Origin of the sequence: Halomonas campaniensis, assembly GCF_002211105.1 — a bacterium.
In the GTDB taxonomy this organism is placed as follows: Bacteria; Pseudomonadota; Gammaproteobacteria; order Pseudomonadales; family Halomonadaceae; genus Vreelandella; species Vreelandella campaniensis_A.
The window spans coordinates 131,674-157,526 of record NZ_JPUA01000010.1 but is presented as its reverse complement, the minus strand read 5'-3'; the positions used below and the strand labels follow the sequence as shown (position 1 = coordinate 157,526).

The window sequence follows — 25,853 nt, the reverse complement described above, 5'->3', positions numbered from 1 at the left end:
CTCCTCGTAGGCCTGCCCTCGACTGAGATATATCTCAAGGTTAGCTTTCAAGGATAACTCTATGCTAGAACTAAAAGCCGAGCCGCTAACGGCTGAAGCCTTCGCCCCTTTTGGCGATGTGATTGATGCACGCACCTCCGCTTCGTTTCCCATCAATGCCGGGCGCACTCAGCGCCACCACGATCTTGCCAAGGTGGAAACCCTGGGCGAAAACGCTCACACGCTGATTAATATCTTCGTGAGCCAGCCGATTACCCTGCCGTTGGAGCTAACGTTTTTAGAGCGCCATCCCCAGGGCAGTCAGGCGTTTATGCCGCTGCATCAGGAGCGCTTTATTGTGGTGGTAGCCCCGCCAGGGGAGCATATTAACCCTGCAGACGTGCGGGCTTTCGTCACCGATGGCCGCCAAGGCGTGAACTACCGCGCAGGCACTTGGCACGCCATTCAATCGGTGCTGGAGCGCGAAGGCGAGTTTTTGGTAGTGGATCGGGGCGGTGATGGCAATAATTGCGATGAGTTTTCTCTCGCGATCACCGTGACGTTGACTTAACCCCACCCCCTGCGTTGCACTGCTGTCATATAGAGCGCGTTAAACTGGTAAGCTAGGGTTACTAATAGAGTTACTTAATAAAAGTCACTACACGCTAAATTGCATGGTTGGAACATTATGAACGCACTGCACTTCTCCACGATCCGTCGTACCAAAATTGTCGCCACCCTTGGGCCTGCCAGCGACCGGGAAGGCGTATTGGAAGCCATGCTCAAGGCGGGTGTCGATGTGGTGCGTCTTAACTTCTCCCATGGCACAGCGGATGATCACCGCCGTCGGCTAACCGAGGTGCGTGAAATTGCCGCCCAGCTAGGCCGCAGCGTTGCGGTGTTAGGGGATCTGCAGGGGCCAAAAATTCGTATTGCACGGTTTAGAGATGGGGCTGTGGTGCTCAAAGAGGGCCAGCCGTTTATTCTTGATATGGCGCTGGATGGCGATGCAGGGGATAGCCATCAGGTGGGCTGCGACTATAAAACCTTGTCGAAAGACGTTACTGCCGGGGATCGCCTGCTGCTAGATGACGGTCGCTTAGTGCTGGATGTGGCCCGCGTTGACGGCCAACAGGTGCATACCACCGTGGTCGTGGGTGGCAAGCTCTCTAACCATAAAGGCATCAACAAACAGGGCGGCGGGCTCTCAGCTCCGGCATTGACCGAAAAAGATAAAGAAGACCTTAAGACCGCCGTTGAAATTGGCGTCGACTACCTGGCCATTTCTTTCCCACGCCATGCTGAAGATATGCTCGAAGCACGCCGCTTATTGGGCGAGGAAGGAAAAGAGATTGGCCTGGTGGCCAAAGTCGAACGTGCCGAAGCCGTAGCGGATGACGCCACCCTGGATGGCATTATCGAAGCCTCTGAAGCGGTGATGGTAGCGCGGGGCGACCTTGGCGTTGAAATTGGCGATGCCAAACTGGTCGGCGTGCAAAAGCGCATGATTAAGCGAGCACGCTCGCTGAACCGAGCGGTGATTACCGCCACGCAAATGATGGAGAGCATGATTTCAGCGCCACTACCCACCCGCGCTGAGGTGTTTGACGTGGCCAACGCGGTGCTGGATGGCAGCGACGCGGTCATGCTCTCAGCGGAAACCGCCGCGGGCGACTACCCGCTGGAAACCGTGGAAGCCATGTCACGCGTTTGCCTGGGAGCTGAGCGGGAAAAAACCGCCCAGGAGTCCGGTCACCGTATTCATGAGGGCTTTACCCGCCCTGACGAGACCATCGCGCTCTCCGCCATGTACGCGGCCAACCATATGACCGGCATTACCGCGATTGCCTGTATGACCTCATCGGGCTATACGCCATTGATCGCTTCGCGCATTCGTTCGGGCCTGCCGATTGTTGGTTTAGCACATAACCCTATCGCCCAGCGTCGTATGGCGCTCTACCGCGGCGTCGTTTCGTTGCCGTTTGATACCTCCGAAATGAGCGCCACCGAGCTAAACGATCGTGCCTTGGAGCTGCTAGTGAAGACCGGCATCTCCAAACCAGGCGACCATGTGATCCTGACTCGCGGCGACCATATGAACGCCCATGGTGGCACCAATACCATGAAGGTAATGGAGATTACTGACGAGCATGCGAAAAGCTAAAGTAATCTATGGGTGGCTGCTAACCTGTTTGCTTCTGGTAGGCGCCCCCGCACAGGCGGGGGCGCCTATCGTGGCGGCGGCCTCTGATCTGCAGTTTGCGCTGACCGAAGCCGCCGAGCAGTTTCAGCAGGAAACCGGTCACGCCCTGCGGCTAAACTTTGGCTCGTCGGGCAACTTTCGCCGTCAAATTGCCCAGGGCGCGCCCTTTGAGCTCTATCTCTCTGCTGACGAGCGCTACGTTCAAGCGCTCTATGAAGAGGGCTACACACAAGATGAGGGCGTGATTTACGCCATTGGCCGGTTAGTGTGGCTGCAGCGCGCAGAGCGAGGTGATTTACCTAACGAGGAGGCGCCGCTTGAAGCGGTGCAAGCCGCGTTAGAGGCGGGTGCTTCTGAACGCATCGCCCTGGCCAACCCCGAACATGCGCCCTATGGCGTGGCGGCGCAGCAGGCGCTTGAGCACGCCGGGCTTTGGGAGCAAACAGAGCCGCTGCGAATACTGGGCGAAAACGTCTCCCAGGCGGCACAGTTTGCGCTTTCCGACGATGCGCGCGGTGGCCTGGTGGCTTACTCCTTGGCGCTGGCTCCCACACTAGGTGAGCGAAGTGAGTACGTACTCATCCCTGAGGATTGGCATAGCCCGCTTCGCCAGCGCATGGTACTGACCAACCAGGCTGGAGAGATTGCCACGGCCTTCTATCAGTGGTTGCAAGAGGATGAGGGACAATCCATTTTGCGTAACTATGGTTTTAACGCTGAATAAGGGTTTTAACGCCGAATAATGGCTTTAGCGTCGAATGAAGATCGCTTCTTAATGGATGACATTTAATGGATTGGTCGGCGCTTTCGGTCTCGTTACGCCTTGCGGCATTTACCTGTCTCATCTTACTGCCCATTGCCATTTGGCTAGGCCGCTCTCTGGCCTATGCGCGTTTCCGCGGCAAAGGGCTATGCGAAGCGCTGATCGCACTACCGCTGGTATTACCACCTACCGTATTAGGTTTCTATCTGTTGCTGAGCTTTGGCCGCGACGCGCCAGTGGGCTCGTTTTGGGCAAACATAACCGGCAGCGGGCTGAATTTCACCTTCACGGGCATATTACTGGCTTCCCTGATCGCCAATTTGCCGTTTGCCGTGCAGCCCATTCAGCGCGCCTTTGAACATGTGCCCCACAACCTGCGTGAAGCGGCCTGGTGCAGCGGGTTGAGCCCCTGGCAGACGCTGCTGCGCATTGAGCTGCCGCTGGTGTGGCCCGGCATTATGTCAGCCGCAGCGCTCACCTTTGCCCATACGCTGGGCGAATTTGGCGTCATCTTGATGGTGGGTGGCGCTATTGATGGTGAAACCCGCACTCTCGCCATTGCCATCTATGATCGAGTCCAGGCCTTCGATGAACAGGGTGCTGCACAGATGTCGGCGCTGTTGCTGCTGGTATCGTTTATTACCTTGGGGCTCGTCTATGGGCTGGCCGGGCGCAGGCGGTGGATCCGTGGCTGATTCGCGCATCGCAGGGCTAGGCGCAGGGCTACGCGTATCGGTCAATCAAACGGGGCCGATTCCACTGGCCGCCGAGTTTGTTTGCCAACCCGGTGAACTGCTGGCGCTGGTAGGGCCATCGGGTAGCGGAAAAACCACGCTGCTGCGCACCATTGCCGGGCTTTATCGCCCCCAGAGCGGGCGGGTGGAGTGCGCTGGCGAGGTTTGGTTTGACGCCGAACGTAAGCATTCACTCTCGCCCCAGCGTAGACAGGTTGGCATAGTGTTTCAGGATTATGCGCTATTTCCGCACCTGACCGCTTCGCAAAATATTCAACTTCCTCTGCGCCACTTGCCTCAACCGCAACGCCATGAACAGGCCGAACAGTGGCTCGCCAAGGTGCGTTTAGACGGGCTGGGCAAGCGCTACCCCAATGCGCTTTCCGGTGGCCAGCGCCAGCGGGTGGCGCTGGCACGTGCCTTGGCCCGCGACCCCAAAGTGCTATTACTCGATGAGCCGTTTTCGGCGGTGGATCAAGTGACCCGCCGGCGGTTGCAGCGCGAACTGGCGCTGCTGCGTCAGCAGATAGAAATTCCCATTGTACTGGTCACCCATGACCTGGAAGAAGCTGCCGCACTTGCCGATCAAATCTGCGTGTTACATAACGGTGCCAGCCTGCAGCAAGCAGCTCCCGAGGCGCTGTTTAGACGCCCCGCGTCACCTCTGATTGCTCGCTTGTTAGACCGGCACAACCTGTTTGAAGGTGTCGTCGTTGACGTAGAGGGCCAGCCGCGGCTGCAATGGGGGGAGACGTACTTGGAAGTTGCCGAGGGGATCGTCAACCTGCCACTGGGTGAAACCGTGGCCTGGTATCTGCCGCCGTCGGATATTGTGCTCCATCGCCGCGACCGCCCTTCATACGGCGAGCGGGAGAATCCGCTGGCTGCTACGGTAGAAGAGTTAGTGGTGCTTGGGGGGATTACGTCAGTTTCACTGCGCGTCCATCATGGCGATATGTTACGTTTCGATATCGCCACTCATGCCGCACGGCGTAACCAGTTAACCCGCGGTGCTGTGGTGAACGTTTCGCTACTGGCGGCAGGCATCCATCTGATGCCAGGCCATCAAGTTCGCGCAGATGCGCATGACAAAAGGAAGTAAGCATGGATCCCACGCGTCGCACGCTGCTTAAGGCGTCTTTACTGTTACCACTGACGGCGCTATTGCCGATGTCGCTACTTAGCTCATTTGCCTGGGGGCAGACGTCGGCGAAAGCGATGCAGACGCTGGCGCTGGCTATTCACAGCGATGGGGGCCCACATCGTTTAGAGGTTGAGGTGGCGGAAACGGTTTCCCAGCGCCAACGCGGCTTAATGGGGCGCGAGAGCTTGCCTGAAGCAAGTGGCATGCTATTTCGCTTTGAGAGCGAGCAGTCCGCTAACAATGCCTTTTGGATGTATCGCACGCTAATTCCCCTGGATATTGCTTTTATCGATAGTGATGGGCGGATTGTGGCGATTAATACCATGCAGCCCTGCGAATCCTCGTCGCCGAGCGACTGCCCCTCTTATCCGGCGGGTGCGGCTTACCACTCAGCGTTAGAGGTGAATGGCGGTTACTTTGCCGAGCGCGGTATCAACGTAGGGGACTGTGTTTCCATTCCTGACGAAGCCGGTTTCTGCCAACCCGCAGACTAAACTGGGCGACGGCGAAATCGGGTCACAATCAAGGCGATACCCGCGACCACTAAGCCGCCCCCGGCTAGCTTATGCACGCCTAGGCTGTCGCCCATTAACAGCGCGCCTAGGCCAACCGCCAATACCGGTACCAGTAGCGTCATGGGTACCACGCGATTAACCGGGTGGCGGCGCAACAGCGCGTACCAAATCCCGTAAGCGACAATCGACGACATTACGGCGGTGTAAATCATCGCTCCCCAGCCCAACCAGCTCGCTTGTTTAATCGCCTGCCACTGACCGCTCTCAAATAGCCATGAACCCAGCGCTACCTGCGGCACCGCAAACAGCGCCACCCAGCCTGCCAACGCCATCGGCGCAATGGGCGGGCCGCGCTTGATCAACAGCTGCGACACCGCCCAGCCCATGGCACTGCACAACAGGATCGCCAGTGGCAGCGGAGAGGGCAGCGTTGGTCCGCCGGCCAGCACGACTACCCCAGCAAAAGAGAGTAGCAGCCCGACAATGCGTTTGGGGCCCAGCTTCTCTTTTAGAAAGATCACCGCTAATAGCGTGGCAAAGGGCGTTCCCATCTGCACTAACAGCGCCCCCGTCCCCGCTTCTGCCTGGCCCAGACCAATAAATAGAAGGGCAAAGTGCAAGCTCCCGAAGGTGACGGATAGCAGCAGCAAAAACGGCAGTTGTGCCCGCGCTACTGGGTAGAAGGGCACCAGCAATACTGCGACCAGCGTAAAGCGTAGGGTAGTCATCAATAGCGGCGGAAGCTCCGCCACACCGACCTTGATCACAATAATATTCAGCGCCCAAATGGCGATCACAAACAGGCCGAGCAGCAAATCGCGTAGGGGCACGTTGATGTCCGTTAGTAAAGGAAAACGATAGCCATTGTATCAGCTTGGGAGACGGCAGAAATAATAGTGCTATGAGTAGCTGTTAAGCATTGCAGCTGCTTGATACCAAAGTATTAGGTTTTTCTTTAATAGCCTATATGTCGTTTATAACCAATTGGTTGTGAATAGATTTCTCGGAGTATTAAGCCCTTTTTGGCATCTTTAACGTGGTAAAAAAGAGTGCTGGCTTGCACATTTTACTGAGATGATCTAAAAAAATGTAACCGATTACATTTTTGCATCGGCGCTCTCACAACCTATAACAATCCAACAACAACGAGGTGGATATGGATACCCCACGACGCTTAAAACGCATGAGTTCACAGGCGCTATTGGCTGCCAGTGCCGTGACGCTGTCGGCGCTGAGTGTACCTGGCTTTGCTCAAGCTCAAGACCGTTCAGCAGAGCTGCCCATCGCCGTGCAAATGTACACACTGCGGGATTTTGGCAGCTTGGAAGAACAGCTAGCCGCTGTAAATAGGGCGGGTATTTCGGCGATTGAAACGGTGGGCACCCAGGAAGTGACTGCCGAAGAGCTCAATGCACTGTTAGAAGAGCATGCGCTTGAAGTGATCTCAAGCCATGTGCAGTTGGACGACCTGCGCAATCGCTTAGATGAAACGGTGGCTTTTAATCAGGCGGTGGGTAACGACACTTTAACAATGCCTTATCTAGCCGAGGACGCCCGGCCTAGCGATGCCGAAGGGTGGCAGGCGCTGGGTGAAGAGCTTGGTGATATTGCCGCTGAGCTAGATGCCGAAGGGTTGCGCTTGGCGTACCACAACCATGATTTCGAGATGGAAGTGTATGACGGTAAAACCGCGTTAGAGCATCTGTTTGATGCTGCTGGATCTGACCTGTTGGCAGAACTGGATCTCGCCTGGATCGCGCGGGGTGGGTTTGACCCGGCAGAGTACGTAACGCGTTTCGATGGGCAACTGTTTGCTGTACACGCCAAAGATAATGCTCCAGAAGGCACCGCCGAAGAAGAGGGCGGTTTCGCTACACTCGGGGAAGGTGTACTGGATTGGGATGCAATCTTGCCCGCCATCGAGGCCGCTGATGTTGAGTGGTACATCATCGAACACGATATGCCGCTAGACGCTGAAGCGGTGATTACCGAGGGAAATAGTTTCCTAGAGGAAAAACTGACAGCGCTTCGAGAAGAGTAATGCACGCCTAGGCCATCTCATTTAGATGACGAACGCGAGGATACTTTATGAAGCGCTACCTTATTGATCGGCGTAGCCTGCTGCGCCACAGCGTGACTGGTTCTATTGGTCTGGCGGCGCTACCTCTGCTTGGATCTCAAGCCCTAGCTGACGATACGCCTTCCCAGCAGGCACTAAAAGGCAATATCCATCATTCAGTCGCCCGTTGGACATTCGATTTTCTGTCTCTAGAAGAGCTTTGCCAGCTTTCAACTGAGTTGGGCATTACGGCGATTGATCTGGTGGGGCCCGAAGAGTGGCCTGTGCTTCAGCGCTACGGGCTCGACTCCTCCATGTGTAATGGTGCCGAGTTGAGCCTTGAGGATGGCTGGGGCGACGCCCGCTTTCATGCCGAGCTGGTTGAGCGCTATCTCAACCATATCGATCTGGTCAGCCAAGCGGGTTACACCAATCTCATCTGCTTTAGCGGCAATGCTCGGGGCATGAGCCCTGAACAGGGTTTGCAAAATGCCGAAACGGGACTGAAGCAGATTCTTGCCGAAGCAGAGGCAAAAGGCGTGGTGCTACAGATGGAGCTGTTTAACAGCAAAATCGACCACCCCGACTACCTTTGCGATAACTCTGCCTGGGGAATTGAGCTTTGCCGTCGTCTTGATTCACCCAACTTCAAGCTGCTCTACGACATCTATCACATGCAGATTAGTGAAGGCGATGTCATTCGCACCATCCGTGAAAACCACCCGTTTTTCGGCCATTACCATACGGCCGGTGTGCCGGGGCGGCATGAAATAGATGACACCCAAGAGCTCAACTACCCCGCGATTTGTCGCGCTATTCGAGATACCGGCTTTAAGGGCTATATCGCCCAAGAATTTATCCCTGACCGGACTAGCCAACAGGCAAAAATAGAATCACTGCAGGCGGCTATTCAGCTCTGCGACGTGTGATTCGACTCTAAAAACAACACAGTAAGGAAAATGACCATGCCAGATAATCACTACGATGCCATCGTGGTTGGCTCAGGCATTAGCGGCGGTTGGGCTGCTAAAGAGCTAACCGAGAAGGGGCTAAAGGTTTTGCTGCTTGAGCGTGGGCGCAATATTGAGCACGTAAAGGATTACCACAATGCCGACAAAGAGGCGTGGGATTACCCCCACCGTAATGAGCCAACCCAGGAAATGATCGCTAAATATCCTGTGCTCAAGCGCGACTACCCCCTTAATGAAGCCACCCTGGGCATGTGGGCGGATGAACAGGCCAATCCCTACGTAGAAGAGAAGCGCTTCGACTGGTTTCGCGGCTACCACGTAGGCGGGCGCTCTCTGCTTTGGGGTCGGCAAAGCTACCGGCTCAGCCCGATGGATTTTGAGGCCAACCAGCGGGAAGGCATCGCCATTGATTGGCCGATTCGCTACGAAGATCTCGCCCCCTGGTATGACTATGTGGAGCGCTTTGCCGGTATCGCAGGCACCCATGAGGGGCTGGATATCCTTCCCGATGGTGAGTTTTTGCCTCCAATACCGCTTAACTGTGTGGAAGAGGATGCGGCCAAGCGCATTAAAGAGGCCTTTGGCGGGCAGCGCCATCTTATCCACAGCCGGGTGGCCAATATTACCCAGCCAAAGCCAGAGCAAAACCGCGTCAATTGCCAATACCGTAATAAGTGCTGGCTGGGGTGCCCTTTTGGTGCCTATTTCAGCACCCAGTCCGCTACGCTTCCCGCGGCGGTGGCCACAGGTAATCTAACGTTACGACCATTCTCGATTGTCAGCCAGGTGCTGTACGACAAAGACCGTCAGCGGGCGCGGGGCGTTGAGGTGATTGACGCTGAGACCCATGAAGTCCATGAGTACACCGCTGATGTCATCTTCCTCAATGCGTCTACGTTCAACACCACCTGGATTTTGATGAACTCCGCCACCGATGTCTGGGAAGGTGGCTTGGGCAGCAGTAGTGGCGAACTGGGTCACAACGTGATGGATCACCACTTCCGCTGCGGTGCCAGTGGCGAAGTGGAAGGCTATCTCGACAAATACTACTTCGGACGCCGTCCTGCGGGCTTTTACATTCCGCGCTTTCGCAACGTAGGCGATGAGCAGCGAAGCTATGTGCGCGGGTTCGGTTATCAAGGCGCGGCGAGCCGCGAGGGCTGGGATCGCGAAATTGCTGAGCTCAATATCGGCGCTGATTTAAAGCAAGCACTCACCCAGCCAGGCGGTTGGACGATCGGTATGACGGGCTTCGGCGAAATGCTGCCCGATCACGATAACCGTATTTCTCTGGATCATAGCGTTCGCGATAAATGGGGGCTGCCGGTGCTGTCGATCGACGTTGAGCTCAAGCAAAACGAGCGCGATATGCGTCGGGACATGGTTCAAGATGCAGTCGATCTGCTAGAGGCCGCTGGCGTGAAGAACGTCAAAGGCGACGTAGGCGATTACGCGCCAGGCATGGGGATCCATGAAATGGGCACCGCGCGGATGGGCCGTGACCCGAAAACGTCAGTACTCAATAGCCATAACCAGGTGTGGGACGCGCCCAATGTGTTTGTCACCGATGGCGCCTGCATGACGTCATCCTCTTGCGTGAACCCTTCTCTAACCTATATGGCGCTTACCGCTCGGGCGGTGGATTATGCCGTGGAAGAGCTGAAGCGGGGGAATTTGTCATGAATCGTCGCGAATTACTCAAAATGATCGCGCTGACGACCGGTACAGCCATGATCGGAGGCAAATCCCTATTTGCCTTTAGCGATGCTGGTCAGTCAGGTCACCCCTTTAGCAGCCAGGATGTAGAGCGACTGGACGAACTTGCCGAAACCATTCTACCAAGAACCGATACCCCTGGCGCCAAAGATGCTGGCGTCGGGGAGTTTATGGCCCTGTTCGTCAGCGACTGCTATACGCCCTCAGAAAGAGAAGTGTTTTATTTTGGTTTGGCGCAGCTTGAGGCGCGCAGCCGAGCGGCTTACCAACGTGATTTTATGGCGTTAAGTGGCGAGCAGCGGTTAGAGCTCATCACCGAGTTGGATCGCGAAGCGATGGCGCACGCCCGGCAGCAGGCCCGCAAACAGCCAACCCCCGCTGAAGCACTGACGATAGAAACCCAGACCGCGCAAAATCAAACGGCAGAAAACCAGTCATCACAGGAGCATGTGGAGAGCGAAGATGCGCTTCCACACTACTTCACCATGATGAAGCAGCTAACGCTGTTTGGTTTCTTTACTTCAGAAGTCGGCGCGACGGAAGTCCTACGCTACGAAGCGGTGCCAGGCCGCTATGACGGCTGCGCGCCTTATAACGGCGAGCCTGCCTGGGCAACCTAATTCAGCGGAGAACATGATGAAAAATCAACTTACGCAAAAACTTAAGCCTTACTCCTATGCTCAGACGCTTTGCCTATTGGCCTGCGGCAGTTTGTTGGCATTCGACAGCGCAGCACAGGAGGGCGCATCGAATGAGACACTGACACCCGAGGAGCAATCCGCTAAAACCGAAGTATGGGAGCCAGTGCCCGCAAGCGTTGCAGTGCCTGACGATGGTGTTCCCTCCGATGCCATCGTGCTATTCGATGGCACCGACTTAGACGCCTGGGAGGGCGAAGAGGGTGGGCCAGCCGAGTGGCACGTGGATGACGGCGCCATGACGGTAAATCGCGGTGCGGGAGGCATTCGCACACGCCAGGATTTCTGTGACGTGCAGCTCTACCTGGAGTGGCGCTCCCCTGAGGATATTGAAGGTATGGAGGGCCAAGATCGGGGCAATAGCGGCGTCTTTCTGCAGGAACGCTATGAAGTCCAAGTGCTGGACTCCTACGACAACCCGACTTATGCCAACGGCCAGGCGGCATCCATCTATAAACAGCATATTCCACTCGTCAACGCATCGCGCCCACCCGGTGAGTGGCAGAGTTACAACATCCTATACACCGCGCCACGTTTTGATGATGAAGGCGCCCTTGAATCGCCTGCCTACATCACCGTTCTGCATAACGGTGTAGTGGTGCAGCACCATGCTGAAGTGCAAGGCACCACCGAGTGGATTGGCGAACCCAACTACGACGAAGCCCACGGCTGCGCACCTATTTACCTGCAGGATCACGATGCGGACGTTAGCTTTCGGAATGTCTGGGTGAGAGAGTTATAGCAGAGCGCTTTTAAGCACCCTCAGTGAGCAAGCCCAGTCTTCTGATGCTAGATAGTATCGGGGGGCTGGGCTTTTCTGCACCGCTCTTATTGACTATGCTGTAATACATTGTAGTCATCAGGGGTGAGGGTATAGATATGGGTGTCACTACAGTTCGTCTTCAGGCGGATGTTGAACAGCATCTGGAAGCTATTGCTGGCAGGCTCCACCGGAGCAAAGGCTGGGTGATCAATCAGGCGTTATCGGAATACATCGAGAAACAACAGCTTGAGCAAGAGCGTTGGAAGCAAACGCTGGAGGCAATGGAGTCTGCCGCACAGGGTAAGGTGGTTGATAGCAGCGAGGTGCATCGTTGGCTCAATAGCTGGGGAACGGAAAATGAGCAGGATGCGCCGAGGTCGGGTAGGTGAAACTGGTTTACACGGATGAAGCCATTGAAGATTTGCAGCGCCTTAGAGAGTTCATCGCCATCCATAATCCTTCTGCAGCAGGCAGGATAGCTGCAGAGCTGGTCGGTAAAATCAACTTACTGCCAGACTTCCCCAAAATGGGAACGCCGGTTGAAATGGCACCGGATTCCGTTCGTGACATGGTCTTTGATAAGTACGTTATTCGCTATTCAGTGCATGCGAGCGTCATCATTATTTTGCGTGTATGGCACGAACTGGAAAGTGAGCGCTAGGCCCTAACGGCTTTTGCCGTAACTTTTTCCTTTGGTTCATGACTTAAGCGTTGCTGCAGAACCATGCTTTAAGCCTTCACTGTAACTAAGATAGCCAAACGCTGCCAAAGCGCCCGGCTATCTTTGAGTTCTATACCCTTACAGTTCAGGCTTAGCCGTTACGCTTTTATCGTTTTTAAAGGTGAGGAAAAACAGCACCAGCACTGCGATAGCAAAGACTGCAGGGAACATCCAGATGCCTTGCCAATCGTGCGCGCCGTTGGTGGAGAAGTGGTCGGTAATCTGGCCAGCGACCCAGAAGCCTATCAGCATGCCTACCCCGTAAGTGGCCAGCGTGATCATGCCTTGGGCAGAGCTTTTAAACTTCTCTCCTGCGCGGGCATCGGTGTAGATTTGGCCGGTGACGAAGAAGAAGTCGTAACACACGCCATGCAGTGCAATACCGATCAGGAGCATAAACACCATTTCGTCGGCGTTACCGAACGCAAATAGCGCATAGCGCAGTGCCCAGGCCAGCATGCCGATCAATAAGGTCTTCTTGATACCAAAGCGATGAATAAAGACCGGTAGCAACAGCATAAACAGCACTTCCGATACCTGGCCCAGGGTCATTTTGCCGGTTGGATTGGTTACGCCGATCTCTGCGAGAAAGGGGTTGGCGTTTTGGTAATAAAACGCCAGCGGAATACAAATCAGAATAGAGGCAATAAAGAAGATGGCGTAGTTGCGGTCTTTTAGCAGGGCCAGCGCATCTAGCCCTAGCACTTCTTTTAAGCCCACCGGGCCATCTGCTTTCGGCGGCGTCGCGGGAAGGCTAAAGCTATATAGGCCAAGCGCTAAAGACGCGATGGCACACATCAAGAAGGTGTTACGCAGCATGCCGTCGGCGATGCCTTGGGAAGAGTCCCAGGCGAATAAGTAGCTGATCCCCAGACCCGCGATAATCCAGCCAATGGTTCCCCACACGCGGATTTTAGCGAACTCCTGGCCTGGGTCGCTCATTTGGCGGAAGGAGACCGAGTTAACCAGCGCCAGTGTCGGCATGTAGATAATCATATACATCAACACCAGCGGGTAGAAAGTGCTGAAATCGCTGGCGACGTACAGGCCGTACATTAACGCAGCGCCCGCCAAGTGCAGAACACCGAGAATACGCTCGGCGTTGAAATAACGGTCAGCGATCAAGCCAATAATGAAAGGGGCAATAATCGCTCCCCAGGATTGGGTAGAGAAAGCCATGCCAATCTGGCCACCGCTGGCGTTGAGGTTATTGGCCAGAAAGGTGCCCAGGGTGACAAACCAGCCGCCCCAGATAAAGAACTGCAAAAACATCATGATGCTGAGTCGTGTGCGTATCATAGCCATGACGTGATCCTTTGTTGTGGTTGTGTGTTTGTGATTGCTGTCTTGATTTAAAACCGTCAATTAGCGGTGTGAAGGAAGGCCAAGAATTCGGCGGTTGCGCGAAACACTGGTGGTGACACCGGCAAAATCATCGAAAGCGCGTCCGGCGGGTTGAATCAGATGGGCCTCGATAAAAGGCGCGCCCTCTGCAGCGCCCTGAGAGGCGTCTTTAATGCAGCACTCCCACTCAAGCACCGCCCAGCCATCAAATCCGTACTGCGTCAGGCGGCTAAAAATCCCACTGAAATCGATCTGCCCATCGCCTAATGAACGGAAGCGCCCAGGGCGTTCTACCCAACCCTGGTAACCGCCATAAACGCCGCTGCGGCCATTGGGGTTAAATTCAGCGTCTTTAACGTGGAACATGCCGATACGCTCGTGGTAGCGGTCGATAAACTCGAGATAGTCGAGCTGCTGGAGCAGTAAGTGGCTGGGGTCATAAAGAATTTTCGCCCGTGGATGGTTGTCCACTGCCGCCTGGAAGCGCTCGAAAGATGCGCCGTCGTGAAGATCCTCGCCTGGGTGAATTTCAAAGCACAGATCAACGCCTGCCTCGTCAAAGGCATCCAGAATTGGCCGCCACCGCCGGGCCAGCTCATTAAAACCTTCTTCGACTAGCCCCTCGGGACGCTGGGGCCAGGGGTAAACGAAGGGCCATAGCAGCGCCCCGGAGAACGTCGCGTGGGCCGTTAAGCCAAGCCGATGACTGGCTTTGGCAGCCAGTTTTAGCTGCTCAATGGCCCACTCGGTACGCTCCTGGGGCTTGCCGTGTAGTTCAGCGGGGGCGAAATCATCGAATAAGTCGTCGCAAGCGGGATGCACGGCGACCAGTTGGCCCTGTAAGTGGGTAGAGAGTTCGCTGATCACAACGCCGGCTTTTTCGCAGCGGGCGTTTAACTCATCGCAGTAACTTTGGCTTTCAGCGGCCTTGCGCAAGTCGATAAAACGACTATCGACAGTGGGTAACTGAATGGCTTGATAGCCCTGTTCGGCCGCCCAGCGAGCGATACCGTCGAGGCTATCGAAAGGCGCTTCGTCGCCGATAAACTGGGCCAGGAAAATGGCGGGCCCGCGGATGCCTTGATGGGTGTTGGGCATGATTAGGCTCCTGGTAGTTGTGTCGCGGGCAGCGGTGTCCATTTCTGTTCGCTTTTGGCGCTGGTGGTGACTGCCTCGATAAACGCCATGCCACGTAGCCCGGAGGTCATACCGGGAACGCCATCAACGTCCCCGTGCTGATCCTGATGAATGGCGTGGGCGAAGTCGCGGTAAAGGTTGCCGAGTGCTTCCAGATACCCCTCAGGGTGGCCGCCGGGTAGGCGCAAGCGCTGCAGCGCGCTGGGGGAAAGGTCGGGTTGGTCGATGCCCGCACGGAGGGTGCGCATCGGTGCTTGAAGCGGGCGGTGTAGCAGGCTGTTGGGCTCCATTTGGTGCCACTCCAGCGCCCCTTGATCACCGTAAATGCGAATTTTAAGTGCGTTCTCTTCCCCGCTGCAGACCTGGCTGGCAATGAGGGTTCCGCTGGCGCCTTGATCAGTGCGCAGCAGTACATCGCCATCGTCGTCCAGTTGGCGGCCGTCGGCGTGGCTAGTAAGCAAGGCGCATAGCTCGCTAACACGATGCCCGGAGATAAACTCAGCGAGACCAAACGCATGAGTGCCAATGTCGGCCATGCAGCCGCTGATACCTGCGAGTGAAGGGTCGGTGCGCCACGCGGCCTGCTTATTACCCTGCTGTTCTAGACGCTCGCCTAGCCAGCCCTGGGGGTACTCCACATGAATTTTGCGAATGCTACCTATTTGGCCCTCGCTGACCATTTCCCGGGCTTGCCATACCATGGGGTAGCCTAAGTAGGTATGCGCCAAGCCATACAGGCAGCCGCTGGTATGCCAGCTTTCTGCTAAGCGCTGCGCTTCTTGGAGCGATACTGCCGCCGGTTTTTCGCAGAACACATGAAAGCCTGCCTGCATGGCCGCTTCCGCGATTGGCACGTGAAGGTGATTGGGGGTGGCGATCACCAATAACTGCATGCGTTGTTCGGCGGGAAGTTGCTGCTCGCCTTCGAGTAACTGCTGCCAGTCAGCGTACACACGCTCTTCGGCTAGGTGGCAAGCTTCGCCGGTCAACTGGTTATTATCCGCCGAGCGGCTAAAGGCACCACACACTAGCTCGCAAGTATCATCGAGGCGGGCGGCTAAGCGGTGAACCTGGCCGATAAACGCCCCTTGGCCGCCGCCGATCATGCCTAAGCGGATACGGGGGGGAGTGGGTCGCGGCATAGAGAGGCTCCTGTTCTAATAAACTGAGTTTGTTTATATTCGCGGTGGTTGTACTTTTGATGGAAATGTAACCGGTTACATTTGTTTTGAAACTAAGTCTTGATGCTGCGAGCGTCAATGAGACAAAGGTATATGGTGTTGAAAACGTGCCGGAAAATAGCGCGCTGAGTTTAACGTTGGGATACGTTAAGCTGAGATGAATAGCACCGCGGAAACATCTGCTTGGCTGGTAAGAAAAGTCGGCGATCACAGAGCAATAAGGGAGGCCATGACCAATATACGTAAGGTCGCCGAATTGGCGGGCGTGTCGGTGGCGACAGTATCACGGACGTTAAAGTCGCCGGATATCGTCTCGCCCACCACCCGGGAAAAAGTGCTGAGGGCCGTTGATCAAGCGGGCTACAAGCCTAATTTGATGGCCGTGCAGTTTCGCTCCCAGCGCACTTATAACCTGGTGGTTTTAGTACCCACTATCGCAAATACTTTCTTTGCGCGGGTAATCAGCGGTATTCAGGAAGCGGCCCAGGAGCGCGGCTACGGCGTTCTGCTGTGTAATACGCTGGGTAATGAAGCGATGGAAACCCAATACGCCAGCTTAGTCAGTACGCGCCAGGCGGATGGTGTGATCCAGCTGCGTGCTTTCAATCCTTTTTCCGAAAATGCCTTTCCCGCTGGGTCTCCATTGCCAATGATCAATGCCTGCGAGGTGCTGGATGATGCGCCGTGCCCCACCGTTAAACTGGATAACCGCGCGGCGGCGCGTGAGGTCACTGAGCACTTGATCGCCCTGGGGCATCGGCGAATAGGCATGATAAAGGGCCCACGGCGCAGCCCCTTGACCCGTGACCGCCAACAAGGCTACCAGGATGCGTTGAGCGCGGCGGGCATTCCGTTAGATGAGAGACTGCTTTGTCCTGGTGATTTCACGCCCCTTTCTGGCTATCAGGCGGCTGAAACGCTTATCGCTTTAGCGGAGCGTCCCTCAGCCATTTTTTGTGAAAGCGATGAAATGGCCATAGGTGCCATGAGCCGTATCAAGGAAGCGGGACTACGCGTTCCGGAGGACATTTCGGTGGCGGGTTTCGACGATATCGCGTTTGCTTCCTATAGCGACCCGCCGCTAACCACGATTGCCCAACCGGCCGAAACCTTCGGACGCGAAGCCGTTGCGATGTTGATCGAGGTGCTGGAAGGGCGGCAAGTTAATAATCTGATGTTGCCTTACTCTCTGGTATCCAGAAAAAGCACAGCGGCATGCCGACCTTAGGCGTCTTTCTTTCGCGCGCTAAGTGCATACAATAAGTGGGGCTTTATCAAAAAGCCTCACAGCTGCTATCCACGCACACTACCCAACGCACACCATAAAAATAGCTAAAAAAGGATCTACCATGACGCTGACACGCTCAATAGCTCACTTCACCGCTGGCTTGGCCGGTGCGGCACTGCTTTCCGCCTCCCTTTCTGCACAAGCACGCGAACTTTCGGTTTCCACCGTTCTGTCTGACGCTTTCCCCTGGGGGCAGGCGGCGGAGAAGTGGGCAGAACTGGTGGAAGAACGCAGTGGCGGTGAATTAACGCTGCGGGTGTATCCAAATTCACAACTGGTTTCCGGCGATCAAACCCGTGAATTCTCTGCCATGCGTTCTGGGTTAATCGACGCGGCGGTGGGCTCGACCATTAACTGGTCGCCCCAGGTGCCGGAACTTAACTTGTTCTCTTTACCCTTCTTCATTCCCGATGAAGCCGCCGTCGATGCGGTTACCGGTGGGGAAGCAGGGGAGTTGGTGTTTGAAGCAATCGAGTCCCGTGGCGTTATTCCGCTGGCCTGGGGGGAAAACGGTTTCCGCCAGGTTTCCAATTCTCGTGGGCCCATTAGCCAGCCAGACGACTTGGACGGCCTGAAAATCCGCGTTGTTGGCTCGCCGCTGTTCCAGGATACTTTCTCGGCATTGGGCGCCGACCCAACCCAAATGAGCTGGACCGACGCGCAGCCCGCGCTGACCACCGGCGCAGTAGATGGCCAGGAAAATCCGCTTTCGGTGTTTGACGTCGCGCGCATTGATCAGGTCGGTCAGGAGCATTTGACGCTGTGGAACTATATGAATGACCCGCTGATTTTTGCGGTCAATCAGCAGGTCTGGCAAACATTGAGCGAAGAGCAGCAAACTCTGCTGCGTGAAACCGCGGTAGAAGCGGGTGAGTGGGAAATCGCCATGACCCGCGAAGAAGAGGGCGAGCGTCTTGCGGCAATTCAAGAGCGCGGTGTCACAGTGACCGAGCTTTCCGATGAGCAGTACCAGGCGTTTGTCGATGCCACTCAGTCCGTTTACGAAAAATGGGCGCCGCGGATTGGCGAAGAAGTGGTAGAGGCTGCACAAGCCGCTATCGACGCGCGCTAATTACCTTTGATGTTCAAACTCCCGGTCTTTAAGGCTGGGAGTTTTTTGCTATGAGGCTGCCATGAAAGGCTTTCCTGATGCGCGCCCTGAGCGTTGGCTGGGCGCGCTGGCATTAATCATTATCTCATTGATTAGTCTGGGTAATGTGATTACTCGCTACTTAACCGGCGGCTCTTTTTCATTTACCGAAGAGTTTTCTGTATTTTTGCTGGTCGTACTGACCTTTGCAGGCGCCTCAGTGGCGCTGCGGCGTAACCGCCATATTCGCATTGGCTTTCTGGAACGGGCGCTGCCCCCCAAATACCGTTCCGCATTGATCCTTTTTCAAGCGCTTTGCGGTCTCACTGTGCTGGGCTTGATTACCTGGTATGGCGGCAAGCTGGCGTGGCAAGAGTATCAGTGGGAGTCGCTGTCACCAGGGCTTGGCTTGCCTCAGTGGTGGTATTTAGTCTGGCTGCCCGTGCTCTCTGCGGCCATGGTGTGGCGCTTATGCCAGCAAACCGCCGACCGTTTAACGGGGAGGCTCACCGATGAGCCCTGATGTGTGGATGATACTGGCGTTTGCGGGTTTGCTGATAGCGGGGGTGCCGGTGGCGTTTTCGCTGGCGCTCTCCGGGGCCGTTGGCATCGTGCTGGGTTTGTCGCCGGACATGCTCGCGACGATGGGCACCAACACCTATAACAGCATCGCCAAGTACCCGCTCATTGCGATTCCGCTGTTTATCTTAACAGGGCTTATTTTTGAACGCTCTGGTGTGGCGCTGCGCTTGGTGCGCTTTGCCCAGGCATTGATTGGCCCGCGCCATGGCGGCTTGGCCTTGGTAGCGGTGCTGGTGTGTATGATCATGGGCGGTATGAGCGGCTCAGGCCCTGCCGATGCGGCAGCGGTGGCGATGGTGATGCTGCCGAGTATGACCAAAGCGGGCTATCCCAAGCCGTTTTCCGCCACGCTGATTGCCGCCTCTGCCTCAACGGCGATTCTTATCCCGCCTTCAGTAGCGCTTATTCTCTACTCAATCGTGGTGCCGGGCGTCGATTTGCGCGCACTGTTCGCGGCAGGTCTATTCCCCGGTATTCTGGCCGGACTGGCGCTATTGGTGCCTGCTATGCTCGTTTCCAAACGCTACGGTTGGGAGGGCGGCACGCCGGTAGAGGGCGCCGAACGGCTAAGCATACGTACTACGTTTAAGCAGGCGATACCGGCGCTGTTTGCACCGGTATTGATTTTGGGTGGTTTGCGTTCAGGCTTGTTTACCCCTACCGAAGCAGCGGTGGTAGCCGTGGCTTATGGCGCGATTGTCGGGCTGTTTTTGACCCGCGAGCTGTCGCTGCGCGATTTATGGGAACTGCTGGGGGAGGCAGCGATTATTTCAGGCGTGGTGATGCTGATTATCGCCCTGGCGGGTATCTTTGCCTGGGCGGGCACCATGCTGGGTACGTTCCGCCATTTAGCGGAGTGGATTATCAGCTTGACCGATAACGGCGTGCTGTTGCTGATCCTGGTGATGCTCGCGGTGCTGGTGGCTGGGATGCTGCTGGATGCGATCTCCATCTATCTGATCATGATGCCGATTTTGATCCCCGTCATGCAGCACTTTGAGTGGAACCCTGTGTGGTTTGGCATTCTATTGGCAATGAACATTGCTATTGGCCAATTTACCCCGCCGGTGGCGGTGAATTTGATGGTGACCACCGAAGTGGCCAAAATTCGTTTAGAGCAGACCATTGGATGGGCGCTGCTGTTTGTCGTTGCCATGGGCTGTGCGTTAGCGCTGGTGGCGATTTTTCCCGCTATTGCGCTGTGGCTGCCGCGCGTTTTGGGCTATAACGTTGACTAATTTGGTTTACCCTTTTGCCTACCTTATGCAAAGGCGGTATAGCAGTTAACGCTCCCTAAACGATTAAGAGCGCTACACTGTGTATTAGACGACATCGAAATTCATTATTTAGCGTATTACATTTCGCTAATTAGGTTTTTTTCGCTAAAGTAGTGTTAGCAGGCAGCCATGTCTCGCCTGTAACCGTTTGTCTTGAAAATAGAATGTCTTAAAAACGTTTTGGGTCAAGGGCACCTGAGGGAACGGTTCATCAGGTGAGACCAAAGCGCGCGATGCTCGTAACATCAAATACGCTCATAACATCAATACAAAGAGGTGTGTTCATGAAACGCCATGTATTTTCCACTACTGCCTTCTCCGGTGCGCTACTTGCCGCCGCTGCCTTCGCCTCACCGGCAATGGCACAGGATGACGAGCAATTCATCACCATCGGCACCGGTGGCCAAACCGGCGTTTACTACGTCGTGGGTCAGTCGATCTGCCGTTTGGTAAATCGTCTCGAAGACAGCGATATTAAGTGTAATGCTCCTTCTACCGGCGGCTCTGTTGCCAATATCAATGGCATTAAGTCCGGTGAGCTGGACATGGGTGTTGCTCAATCCGATGTTCAGTATCAAGCTTACAATGGTACTGGCAATTTTGAAGGCGAGCCCTACGAAGAGCTGCGTGCGGTATTCCGTGTCCACGGTGAGCCGTTGACGCTGCTTGCGCGGGCTGACTCTGGCATCGAGACGCTTGATGATTTGGAAGGCAAGCGCGTCAACATTGGTAACCCGGGTTCTGGCCAGCGCAACACCATGGAAGTGGTGATGGACGCCAAGGGCTGGACTGAAGATACATTCTCCCTGGCATCTCAGCTTGATGCTGCCGAGCAGGCGGCGGCACTGGCCGATAATAACGTCGATGCCATGGTTTATGTGGTGGGTCACCCTAATGGCTCCATCCAGGAAGCGACCACCACCGTTGATGCTCGCTTGATACCGCTGAACGACGAAGACATTCAAGGTATCGTCGATGAATACCCCTACTACTCCGCATCGGTCATTCCGGGTGGTCTGTATCGCGGCAATGACGAAGATGTCGAAACCTTCGGCGTGGCAGCGACCTTTGTCACCACCGCTGAGGCTGACGAAGAAGTGATCTATCAGACCGTTAAGGCGGTTTTTGACAACTTCGATCGTTTCAAGCGTTTACATCCTGCCTTCGAGAATCTTGTGCCGGAAGAGATGGTGACTCAAGGTCTTTCCGCACCGTTGCACGATGGGGCAGCGCGTTATTACCGTGAACAAGGCTGGATTGAGTAATCCAAGGTCTAAGGTATTAATGCCTTAGTAAGAAATGCGCGGTTACCCAAGGGTGCCGCGCATTTTGGTTTAGAATGTTGATAGGGCGTTTAGAATGTTGATAGGGCATTTCGATATGGCAATGATGCGTCAATCGACTCGGAGCGGGGCAGGCAGATGACAGACGATAAGAACAGGCCTTCGGGAGACGGAGTAGACTTGGAGGATATGGTCGCCTCCAGCGACACTGGAGCCCGCAAGCCAGCCGGCATGCCTGGAAAGCTTTTGGTAAGCATTGCGGCAGTGTGGTCTCTTTTTCAATTGTGGATAGCATCGCCAATACCCTTCGTTCTTGGGTTTGGCGTATTTAGTGCCACTGAAGCCCGTTCTATTCACTTGGCCTTTGCGCTTTTTCTGGCGTATATGGCCTACCCAGCACTTAAGCGCTCTCCGCGCGACCGTGTTCCGATTCAGGATTGGGTGCTTGCAGCAGCGGCAGCGTTTTGTGGCGCTTACATGTTTATGTTTTACGAGCAGTTATCCCAGCGCCCCGGCGCGCCGATACTACAGGACGTTATTATTGGTATAGCCGGGATACTGCTGCTGCTGGAGGCGACGCGTCGAGCGCTTGGCCCACCGTTAATGATTGTGGCCTCGGTTTTTCTTCTCTATAGCCTGGCTGGCCCTTGGATGCCGGGTATTCTTTCCCATGGTGGAGTGAGCCTTTTTGGCTTGATTAACCACCAGTGGTTGACGACTCAGGGGGTCTTCGGTATCGCCCTGGGGGTATCAACCAGCTTCGTGTTCCTGTTTGTGTTGTTCGGTGCCCTGCTCGATAAGGCTGGCGCTGGCAACTACTTTATCAAGGTGGCTTTCTCGTTACTGGGTCACTATCGCGGCGGGCCGGCAAAAGCTGCTGTGGTGGCCTCGGCCATGACCGGTCTGATTTCCGGCTCCTCGATTGCCAATGTGGTAACCACCGGTACTTTTACGGTGCCGATGATGAAACGCGTTGGGTTTTCCGCGGAAAAGGCGGGTGCTGTCGAAGTGGCATCATCGGTCAATGGTCAGATTATGCCTCCGGTTATGGGGGCGGCCGCTTTCTTGATGGTCGAGTATGTGGGTATCTCTTATGTTGAGGTGATTAAGCATGCCTTCCTGCCCGCGCTGATCTCCTATATTGCGTTGGTCTACATCGTTCACCTTGAGGCCCTTAAGGCCAATATGCAGGGGCTGCAAAGCAGTAACCCACCTAAGCCGCTGGTCAATAAAGTGATCGGCTTTCTCGGTGGTTTGCTACTGATGATGGTCACCGCCCTGGCCGTTTATTACGGCCTTGGCTGGCTCAAGCCGGTACTGGGGGATGCAACCCCTTGGGTTGTAGCTGTTGGACTTACGGTCATTTATATTGCCCTGCTCAAGTTGGCAGCTGGTTACCCCGAGCTCGAACTTGATGACCCTAATGAGCCGATCTATTCCCTGCCGCAAACTAAGCCGACGGTGCTGGTAGGTTTGCAATATATCCTGCCGGTCATTGTGCTGGTCTGGTGTCTAATGGTGGAGCGTTTGTCGCCGGGGCTGTCAGCTTTTTGGGCCACCATATTTATGATTTTCATTATTCTGACCCAGCGACCCATCACGTCAATCTTTCGCGGACGCAGCGATATGAGGGCTGATCTTCAGGAGGGCGTGATGGATCTTTGGAATGGCCTGGTCACCGGCGCCCGCAACATGATCGGCATCGGTATTGCCACAGCCACCGCCGGTATCATCGTCGGTGCCGTCTCCCAGACCGGGGTAGGGCTAGTGCTGGCCGAGGTGGTGGAAACACTGGCCATGGGCAACCTGATGCTCATCTTACTGCTTACCGCAGTGCTTAGCTTGATCCTCGGCATGGGGCTGCCTACGACAGCAAACTACATCGTCGTATCGGCACTATTGGCACCGGTCATCGTCAACCTGGGCGCTGAAAATGGCTTACTGGTACCATTGATTGCGGTGCATCTATTCGTGTTCTACTTCGGCATCATGGCCGATGTTACCCCGCCGGTGGGGCTGGCCTCCTTTGCGGCGGCGGCAGTCTCCGGTGGTGATCCCATTCGAACCGGTTTCCAGGCGTTCTATTACAGCCTTCGTACCGCGGCGCTGCCGTTTCTGTTTATCTTTAATACCGATCTGCTACTTATCGATGTGACCTTCCTTCAGGGGGGGCTGATCTTTGTGGTGTCGACCATCGCCATGCTGATTTTCGCCGCCGCGACCCAGGGCTTTATGATTACGCGCAACCGCTGGTATGAGTCTATCGTGCTGCTACTGATTGCGTTCACGCTGTTCCGGCCCGGTTTCTGGATGGATATGATTCATGACCCCTATGAATCCATCCCGCCCGCACAATTCGTCGAAGCGCTAGGTGATGTGGACGAAGACTCTACTTTGCGTTTGCAAATTGCGGGTCTTGATGATTATGGCGATCCCATGACCACTTACATGACGCTACCGGTACCTGAAGGCGAAACAGGGCAGGAGCGTCTCGATAACCTGGGCATGGAGCTCTTTATTGAGGATGGCAAGGCCACCGTTGATATGGTGACCTACGGTAGCCAAGCGGCAGAGCTCGGTTTCGATTTCGATCAAGAAATTATTGAGGTTCTGGCCCCCGTCGACCGTTGGACTAAGGAGCTAATGTGGATCCCTGCCTTCTTGGTCTTTGGGCTGATTGTATTGATGCAGCGTCGGCGTCGTGATAACACGCAAGCTGCTGCCACTGCATGAAGGAGAGTGCCATGTACAGCAAGATTATGTTACCGGTGGATCTTAACGAGGAGTCTTCCTGGTCAAAGGCGCTGCCCACAGCCCTGACGCTATGTCGCACTTTCGGCGCCTCGCTTCATGTACTCACGGTGCTGCCGGACTATCGTATGCCCATGGTGGGCTCCTACTTTCCCAAGGACTTCACTAAAAAAGCACATGTGGCGATCAGCGATGCGCTTCATGAGTTCATTAAGACGAATGTGCCTGACGATATTCAGGTGCAAAGTGTCATTGTGGATGGCTCCCCATGGGAGGCCATCATCAAGGCTGGTAAGAAATTGGACGTCGACCTAATCGTCATGGCCTCCCACAATAAGCGGAAGTTTGTCGATTATGTTCTCGGCCCCAACGCCGAGCACGTGGTGCACCATGCCAAGATGTCGGTAATGATTGTGCGCTAAATAGTCAAAGCGTCACGTAAGAAAAACTAAAAACTCCGGGCAGCAGCTGCTCGGAGTTTTTTATGGCTATTTATAGCGCTTTTTGACTACATCTGTTTTTGCTAACGCAGCAATTTAATTGGCGCTTTTCAGCTATTTCGTGGATTTTTTGTACGCGTATCTCAAAGTGCCATCCTTCAAGGGCATTGGTCAGCTACATTAAGAGAGTATTAATGAAGAACGTTAAGCCATTAATTTGGCATTAATCCATCGGCGAAGATCGAACGTTGATGCGATAGAGGTAAATCCTGAATCCAGGATCTATATCAGGAACAACAGGAGTGATGCCATGAATGCGGCTACAACAAAAACAAACCACCATTCGAACCATCCCAGTGTGAAAATCAGTATCAATAAGGTCGGTTTGGATCGACCCAGGGCGTGGTTGGCTGCAGGCGTTGAGGATTTTCGCCATGCTACGGTAGTGAGCCTTTCTTATGGCATGTTTTGGGTGGGCTTGAGTATTGCTATTACCCTCGGTGCTTTCACACTGGGCTATTGGTACTGGCTACTGCCTATGATTGCAGGGTTTATGTTTATTGGCCCGCTGGTGGCGGTGGGCTCTTATGGTATTAGCCGGGCGCTGGAGCGAGGACAAGTGCCTAACCTGGGGGACGCGTTCGGCAGTTGGAAACCCCATGCAGGCCAGTTGGCGATGATGGGGGTCATGATGATGATCTTCTTCCTCGCTTGGATTCGTTTGGCCACCCTTCTGTTTGCGCTGTTTTTTGGTTTTGAAGTGCCCAGCCCTGCTTCGCTCTATACCGCATTGCTGACTACCTCAGAAGGTTTGGGGATGCTGGCAGTCGGTACGGTAGCAGGCGGCATTCTTGCCTTTGGCGCCTTTGCTATCAGCGTTGTAGCGATTCCTACGCTGATGGATCAAGACTTAACCTTCATGGAAGGCATCGAAGCGAGCGTACGTTGCGTTGCACGTAACTTCCGCGTGATGCTGCTATGGGCGGTGATTCTTACCCTGTGTGTTCTGGTTGGCGTCATGACATTTTATATTGGCTTGGCGCTCATCCTGCCGGTGTTGGGCCACGCCAGTTGGCACGCCTACGAAGAGTTAGTGCGCTTTGAACCCTTCGAGGAAATCAAATCGTAACTCAATTGTGAGCACCCAGTAACACTTCAGTGACCAAAAAAATAGTATTTGCCCTGACCTGATCAAGGAGATGGCGTAATCTTTA

General features: G+C 55.0%; 25 protein-coding genes. 21 read left to right on the top strand and 4 right to left on the bottom strand.

What is annotated here, in order from left to right:
- The first annotated feature begins 61 nt into the window (after positions 1-61).
- From JI62_RS04195 to JI62_RS04170, 6 genes are all read left to right on the top strand, one after another.
- The gene (locus tag JI62_RS04195; RefSeq protein WP_088698970.1) at positions 62-550 is read left to right on the top strand and encodes an ureidoglycolate lyase; all 489 of its coding nucleotides are present in this window, start codon (positions 62-64) and stop codon (positions 548-550) included.
- A gap of 117 nt (positions 551-667) precedes the next feature.
- Positions 668-2,143: a pyruvate kinase gene (pyk, locus tag JI62_RS04190; RefSeq protein ID WP_088698969.1), complete on the top strand. Its 1,476-nt coding sequence runs from the start codon at positions 668-670 to the stop codon at positions 2,141-2,143.
- Complete coding sequence (gene modA, locus JI62_RS04185; RefSeq protein ID WP_088698968.1) at positions 2,130-2,906, top strand: molybdate ABC transporter substrate-binding protein; 777 nt, start codon at positions 2,130-2,132, stop codon at positions 2,904-2,906. The genes pyk and modA overlap by 14 nt, the downstream gene beginning before the upstream one ends.
- A gap of 65 nt (positions 2,907-2,971) precedes the next feature.
- Positions 2,972-3,640 carry a molybdate ABC transporter permease subunit gene (gene modB / locus JI62_RS04180; protein WP_088698967.1) on the top strand — a complete coding sequence of 223 codons (669 nt, stop codon included), beginning with the start codon at positions 2,972-2,974 and terminating at the stop codon, positions 3,638-3,640.
- Complete coding sequence (locus JI62_RS04175) at positions 3,633-4,781, top strand: ABC transporter ATP-binding protein (RefSeq protein WP_240513125.1); 1,149 nt, start codon at positions 3,633-3,635, stop codon at positions 4,779-4,781. The genes modB and JI62_RS04175 overlap by 8 nt, the downstream gene beginning before the upstream one ends.
- Before the next feature lie 2 nt (positions 4,782-4,783).
- On the top strand, positions 4,784-5,317 hold the full coding sequence (locus tag JI62_RS04170) for a DUF192 domain-containing protein (protein ID WP_088698965.1): 534 nt from the start codon (positions 4,784-4,786) through the stop codon (positions 5,315-5,317).
- Here the strand turns inward: JI62_RS04170 and JI62_RS04165 are convergent.
- The gene (locus tag JI62_RS04165) at positions 5,314-6,168 is read right to left on the bottom strand and encodes a DMT family transporter (RefSeq protein ID WP_088698964.1); all 855 of its coding nucleotides are present in this window, start codon (positions 6,166-6,168) and stop codon (positions 5,314-5,316) included. The two genes, JI62_RS04170 and JI62_RS04165, sit on opposite strands and share 4 nt — an antisense overlap.
- A gap of 326 nt (positions 6,169-6,494) precedes the next feature.
- Here JI62_RS04165 and JI62_RS04160 point away from each other — a divergent pair, with 326 nt between their 5' ends.
- The 7 genes from JI62_RS04160 (at position 6,495) to JI62_RS04130 (ending at position 12,206) form a co-directional block, all read left to right on the top strand.
- Entirely contained in the window at positions 6,495-7,379 is an 885-nt protein-coding gene (locus JI62_RS04160; RefSeq protein ID WP_240513124.1) for a sugar phosphate isomerase/epimerase family protein, read from the top strand.
- A 47-nt stretch (positions 7,380-7,426) separates the two neighbouring features.
- Positions 7,427-8,326, top strand: a complete 900-nt coding sequence (locus JI62_RS04155) for a hydroxypyruvate isomerase family protein (RefSeq protein ID WP_088698962.1) — start codon at positions 7,427-7,429, stop codon at positions 8,324-8,326.
- A gap of 36 nt (positions 8,327-8,362) precedes the next feature.
- A complete protein-coding gene (locus tag JI62_RS04150; protein ID WP_088698961.1) occupies positions 8,363-10,051 on the top strand; it encodes a GMC oxidoreductase in 1,689 nt (562 codons plus the stop codon).
- Positions 10,048-10,704, top strand: coding sequence for a gluconate 2-dehydrogenase subunit 3 family protein (locus JI62_RS04145; RefSeq protein WP_088698960.1), 657 nt, complete (start codon positions 10,048-10,050; stop codon positions 10,702-10,704). The genes JI62_RS04150 and JI62_RS04145 overlap by 4 nt, the downstream gene beginning before the upstream one ends.
- A gap of 16 nt (positions 10,705-10,720) precedes the next feature.
- Positions 10,721-11,524, top strand: coding sequence for a 3-keto-disaccharide hydrolase (locus JI62_RS04140; RefSeq protein ID WP_088698959.1), 804 nt, complete (start codon positions 10,721-10,723; stop codon positions 11,522-11,524).
- A gap of 137 nt (positions 11,525-11,661) precedes the next feature.
- Positions 11,662-11,934 carry a CopG family ribbon-helix-helix protein gene (locus tag JI62_RS04135; RefSeq protein WP_088698958.1) on the top strand — a complete coding sequence of 91 codons (273 nt, stop codon included), beginning with the start codon at positions 11,662-11,664 and terminating at the stop codon, positions 11,932-11,934.
- Positions 11,931-12,206: a type II toxin-antitoxin system RelE/ParE family toxin gene (locus JI62_RS04130; RefSeq protein ID WP_088698957.1), complete on the top strand. Its 276-nt coding sequence runs from the start codon at positions 11,931-11,933 to the stop codon at positions 12,204-12,206. Before JI62_RS04135 ends, JI62_RS04130 begins: the two co-directional genes overlap by 4 nt.
- Positions 12,207-12,344: 138 nt before the next feature.
- On the opposite strand, the gene JI62_RS04125 is transcribed toward JI62_RS04130, so the two are convergent.
- The 3 genes from JI62_RS04125 to JI62_RS04115 are packed head-to-tail and all read right to left on the bottom strand — an operon-like array spanning position 12,345 to position 15,889.
- Positions 12,345-13,571, bottom strand: coding sequence for a nucleoside permease (locus JI62_RS04125; protein WP_088698956.1), 1,227 nt, complete (start codon positions 13,569-13,571; stop codon positions 12,345-12,347).
- 60 nt (positions 13,572-13,631) lie between these two features.
- Positions 13,632-14,708 carry a sugar phosphate isomerase/epimerase family protein gene (locus tag JI62_RS04120; RefSeq protein WP_088698955.1) on the bottom strand — a complete coding sequence of 359 codons (1,077 nt, stop codon included), beginning with the start codon at positions 14,706-14,708 and terminating at the stop codon, positions 13,632-13,634.
- Positions 14,709-14,710: 2 nt separating this feature from the next.
- Positions 14,711-15,889: a Gfo/Idh/MocA family protein gene (locus tag JI62_RS04115; protein ID WP_240513123.1), complete on the bottom strand. Its 1,179-nt coding sequence runs from the start codon at positions 15,887-15,889 to the stop codon at positions 14,711-14,713.
- A 268-nt stretch (positions 15,890-16,157) separates the two neighbouring features.
- On the opposite strand from JI62_RS04115, the gene JI62_RS04110 reads away from it, so the two are divergent.
- The 8 genes from JI62_RS04110 (at position 16,158) to JI62_RS04075 (ending at position 25,768) form a co-directional block, all read left to right on the top strand.
- Positions 16,158-17,156 carry a LacI family DNA-binding transcriptional regulator gene (locus tag JI62_RS04110; RefSeq protein ID WP_088698954.1) on the top strand — a complete coding sequence of 333 codons (999 nt, stop codon included), beginning with the start codon at positions 16,158-16,160 and terminating at the stop codon, positions 17,154-17,156.
- A gap of 121 nt (positions 17,157-17,277) precedes the next feature.
- On the top strand, positions 17,278-18,288 hold the full coding sequence (locus tag JI62_RS04105; protein WP_088698953.1) for a DctP family TRAP transporter solute-binding subunit: 1,011 nt from the start codon (positions 17,278-17,280) through the stop codon (positions 18,286-18,288).
- A gap of 61 nt (positions 18,289-18,349) precedes the next feature.
- Positions 18,350-18,829, top strand: coding sequence for a TRAP transporter small permease (locus JI62_RS04100; protein ID WP_088698952.1), 480 nt, complete (start codon positions 18,350-18,352; stop codon positions 18,827-18,829).
- Positions 18,819-20,126 (top strand): TRAP transporter large permease, encoded by a 1,308-nt coding sequence (locus tag JI62_RS04095; RefSeq protein WP_088698951.1) that lies wholly within the window; start codon positions 18,819-18,821, stop codon positions 20,124-20,126. The genes JI62_RS04100 and JI62_RS04095 overlap by 11 nt, the downstream gene beginning before the upstream one ends.
- 323 nt (positions 20,127-20,449) lie before the next feature.
- Complete coding sequence (locus JI62_RS04090) at positions 20,450-21,430, top strand: TAXI family TRAP transporter solute-binding subunit (protein ID WP_088698950.1); 981 nt, start codon at positions 20,450-20,452, stop codon at positions 21,428-21,430.
- A 156-nt stretch (positions 21,431-21,586) separates the two neighbouring features.
- On the top strand, positions 21,587-24,181 hold the full coding sequence (locus JI62_RS04085) for a TRAP transporter permease (protein WP_088698949.1): 2,595 nt from the start codon (positions 21,587-21,589) through the stop codon (positions 24,179-24,181).
- Positions 24,182-24,192: 11 nt separating this feature from the next.
- Complete coding sequence (locus tag JI62_RS04080) at positions 24,193-24,621, top strand: universal stress protein (RefSeq protein WP_088698948.1); 429 nt, start codon at positions 24,193-24,195, stop codon at positions 24,619-24,621.
- A gap of 328 nt (positions 24,622-24,949) precedes the next feature.
- Positions 24,950-25,768, top strand: coding sequence for a DUF2189 domain-containing protein (locus JI62_RS04075; RefSeq protein WP_088698947.1), 819 nt, complete (start codon positions 24,950-24,952; stop codon positions 25,766-25,768).
- Positions 25,769-25,853: the final 85 nt, after the last annotated feature.

Bases quoted from the DNA above. Each gene is read 5' to 3' on its own strand.
- JI62_RS04195 (WP_088698970.1), top strand. From the start codon at position 62: ATGCTAGAACTAAAAGCCGAGCCGCTAACGGCTGAAGCCTTCGCCCCT.
- pyk (WP_088698969.1), top strand. From the start codon at position 668: ATGAACGCACTGCACTTCTCCACGATCCGTCGTACCAAAATTGTCGCC.
- modA (WP_088698968.1), top strand. From the start codon at position 2,130: ATGCGAAAAGCTAAAGTAATCTATGGGTGGCTGCTAACCTGTTTGCTT.
- modB (WP_088698967.1), top strand. From the start codon at position 2,972: ATGGATTGGTCGGCGCTTTCGGTCTCGTTACGCCTTGCGGCATTTACC.
- JI62_RS04170 (WP_088698965.1), top strand. From the start codon at position 4,784: ATGGATCCCACGCGTCGCACGCTGCTTAAGGCGTCTTTACTGTTACCA.
- JI62_RS04160 (WP_240513124.1), top strand. From the start codon at position 6,495: ATGGATACCCCACGACGCTTAAAACGCATGAGTTCACAGGCGCTATTG.
- JI62_RS04155 (WP_088698962.1), top strand. From the start codon at position 7,427: ATGAAGCGCTACCTTATTGATCGGCGTAGCCTGCTGCGCCACAGCGTG.
- JI62_RS04150 (WP_088698961.1), top strand. From the start codon at position 8,363: ATGCCAGATAATCACTACGATGCCATCGTGGTTGGCTCAGGCATTAGC.
- JI62_RS04145 (WP_088698960.1), top strand. From the start codon at position 10,048: ATGAATCGTCGCGAATTACTCAAAATGATCGCGCTGACGACCGGTACA.
- JI62_RS04140 (WP_088698959.1), top strand. From the start codon at position 10,721: ATGAAAAATCAACTTACGCAAAAACTTAAGCCTTACTCCTATGCTCAG.
- JI62_RS04135 (WP_088698958.1), top strand. From the start codon at position 11,662: ATGGGTGTCACTACAGTTCGTCTTCAGGCGGATGTTGAACAGCATCTG.
- JI62_RS04125 (WP_088698956.1), bottom strand. From the start codon at position 13,571: ATGGCTATGATACGCACACGACTCAGCATCATGATGTTTTTGCAGTTC.
- JI62_RS04120 (WP_088698955.1), bottom strand. From the start codon at position 14,708: ATGCCCAACACCCATCAAGGCATCCGCGGGCCCGCCATTTTCCTGGCC.
- JI62_RS04115 (WP_240513123.1), bottom strand. From the start codon at position 15,889: ATGCCGCGACCCACTCCCCCCCGTATCCGCTTAGGCATGATCGGCGGC.
- JI62_RS04110 (WP_088698954.1), top strand. From the start codon at position 16,158: ATGACCAATATACGTAAGGTCGCCGAATTGGCGGGCGTGTCGGTGGCG.
- JI62_RS04105 (WP_088698953.1), top strand. From the start codon at position 17,278: ATGACGCTGACACGCTCAATAGCTCACTTCACCGCTGGCTTGGCCGGT.
- JI62_RS04100 (WP_088698952.1), top strand. From the start codon at position 18,350: ATGAAAGGCTTTCCTGATGCGCGCCCTGAGCGTTGGCTGGGCGCGCTG.
- JI62_RS04095 (WP_088698951.1), top strand. From the start codon at position 18,819: ATGAGCCCTGATGTGTGGATGATACTGGCGTTTGCGGGTTTGCTGATA.
- JI62_RS04090 (WP_088698950.1), top strand. From the start codon at position 20,450: ATGAAACGCCATGTATTTTCCACTACTGCCTTCTCCGGTGCGCTACTT.
- JI62_RS04085 (WP_088698949.1), top strand. From the start codon at position 21,587: ATGACAGACGATAAGAACAGGCCTTCGGGAGACGGAGTAGACTTGGAG.
- JI62_RS04080 (WP_088698948.1), top strand. From the start codon at position 24,193: ATGTACAGCAAGATTATGTTACCGGTGGATCTTAACGAGGAGTCTTCC.
- JI62_RS04075 (WP_088698947.1), top strand. From the start codon at position 24,950: ATGAATGCGGCTACAACAAAAACAAACCACCATTCGAACCATCCCAGT.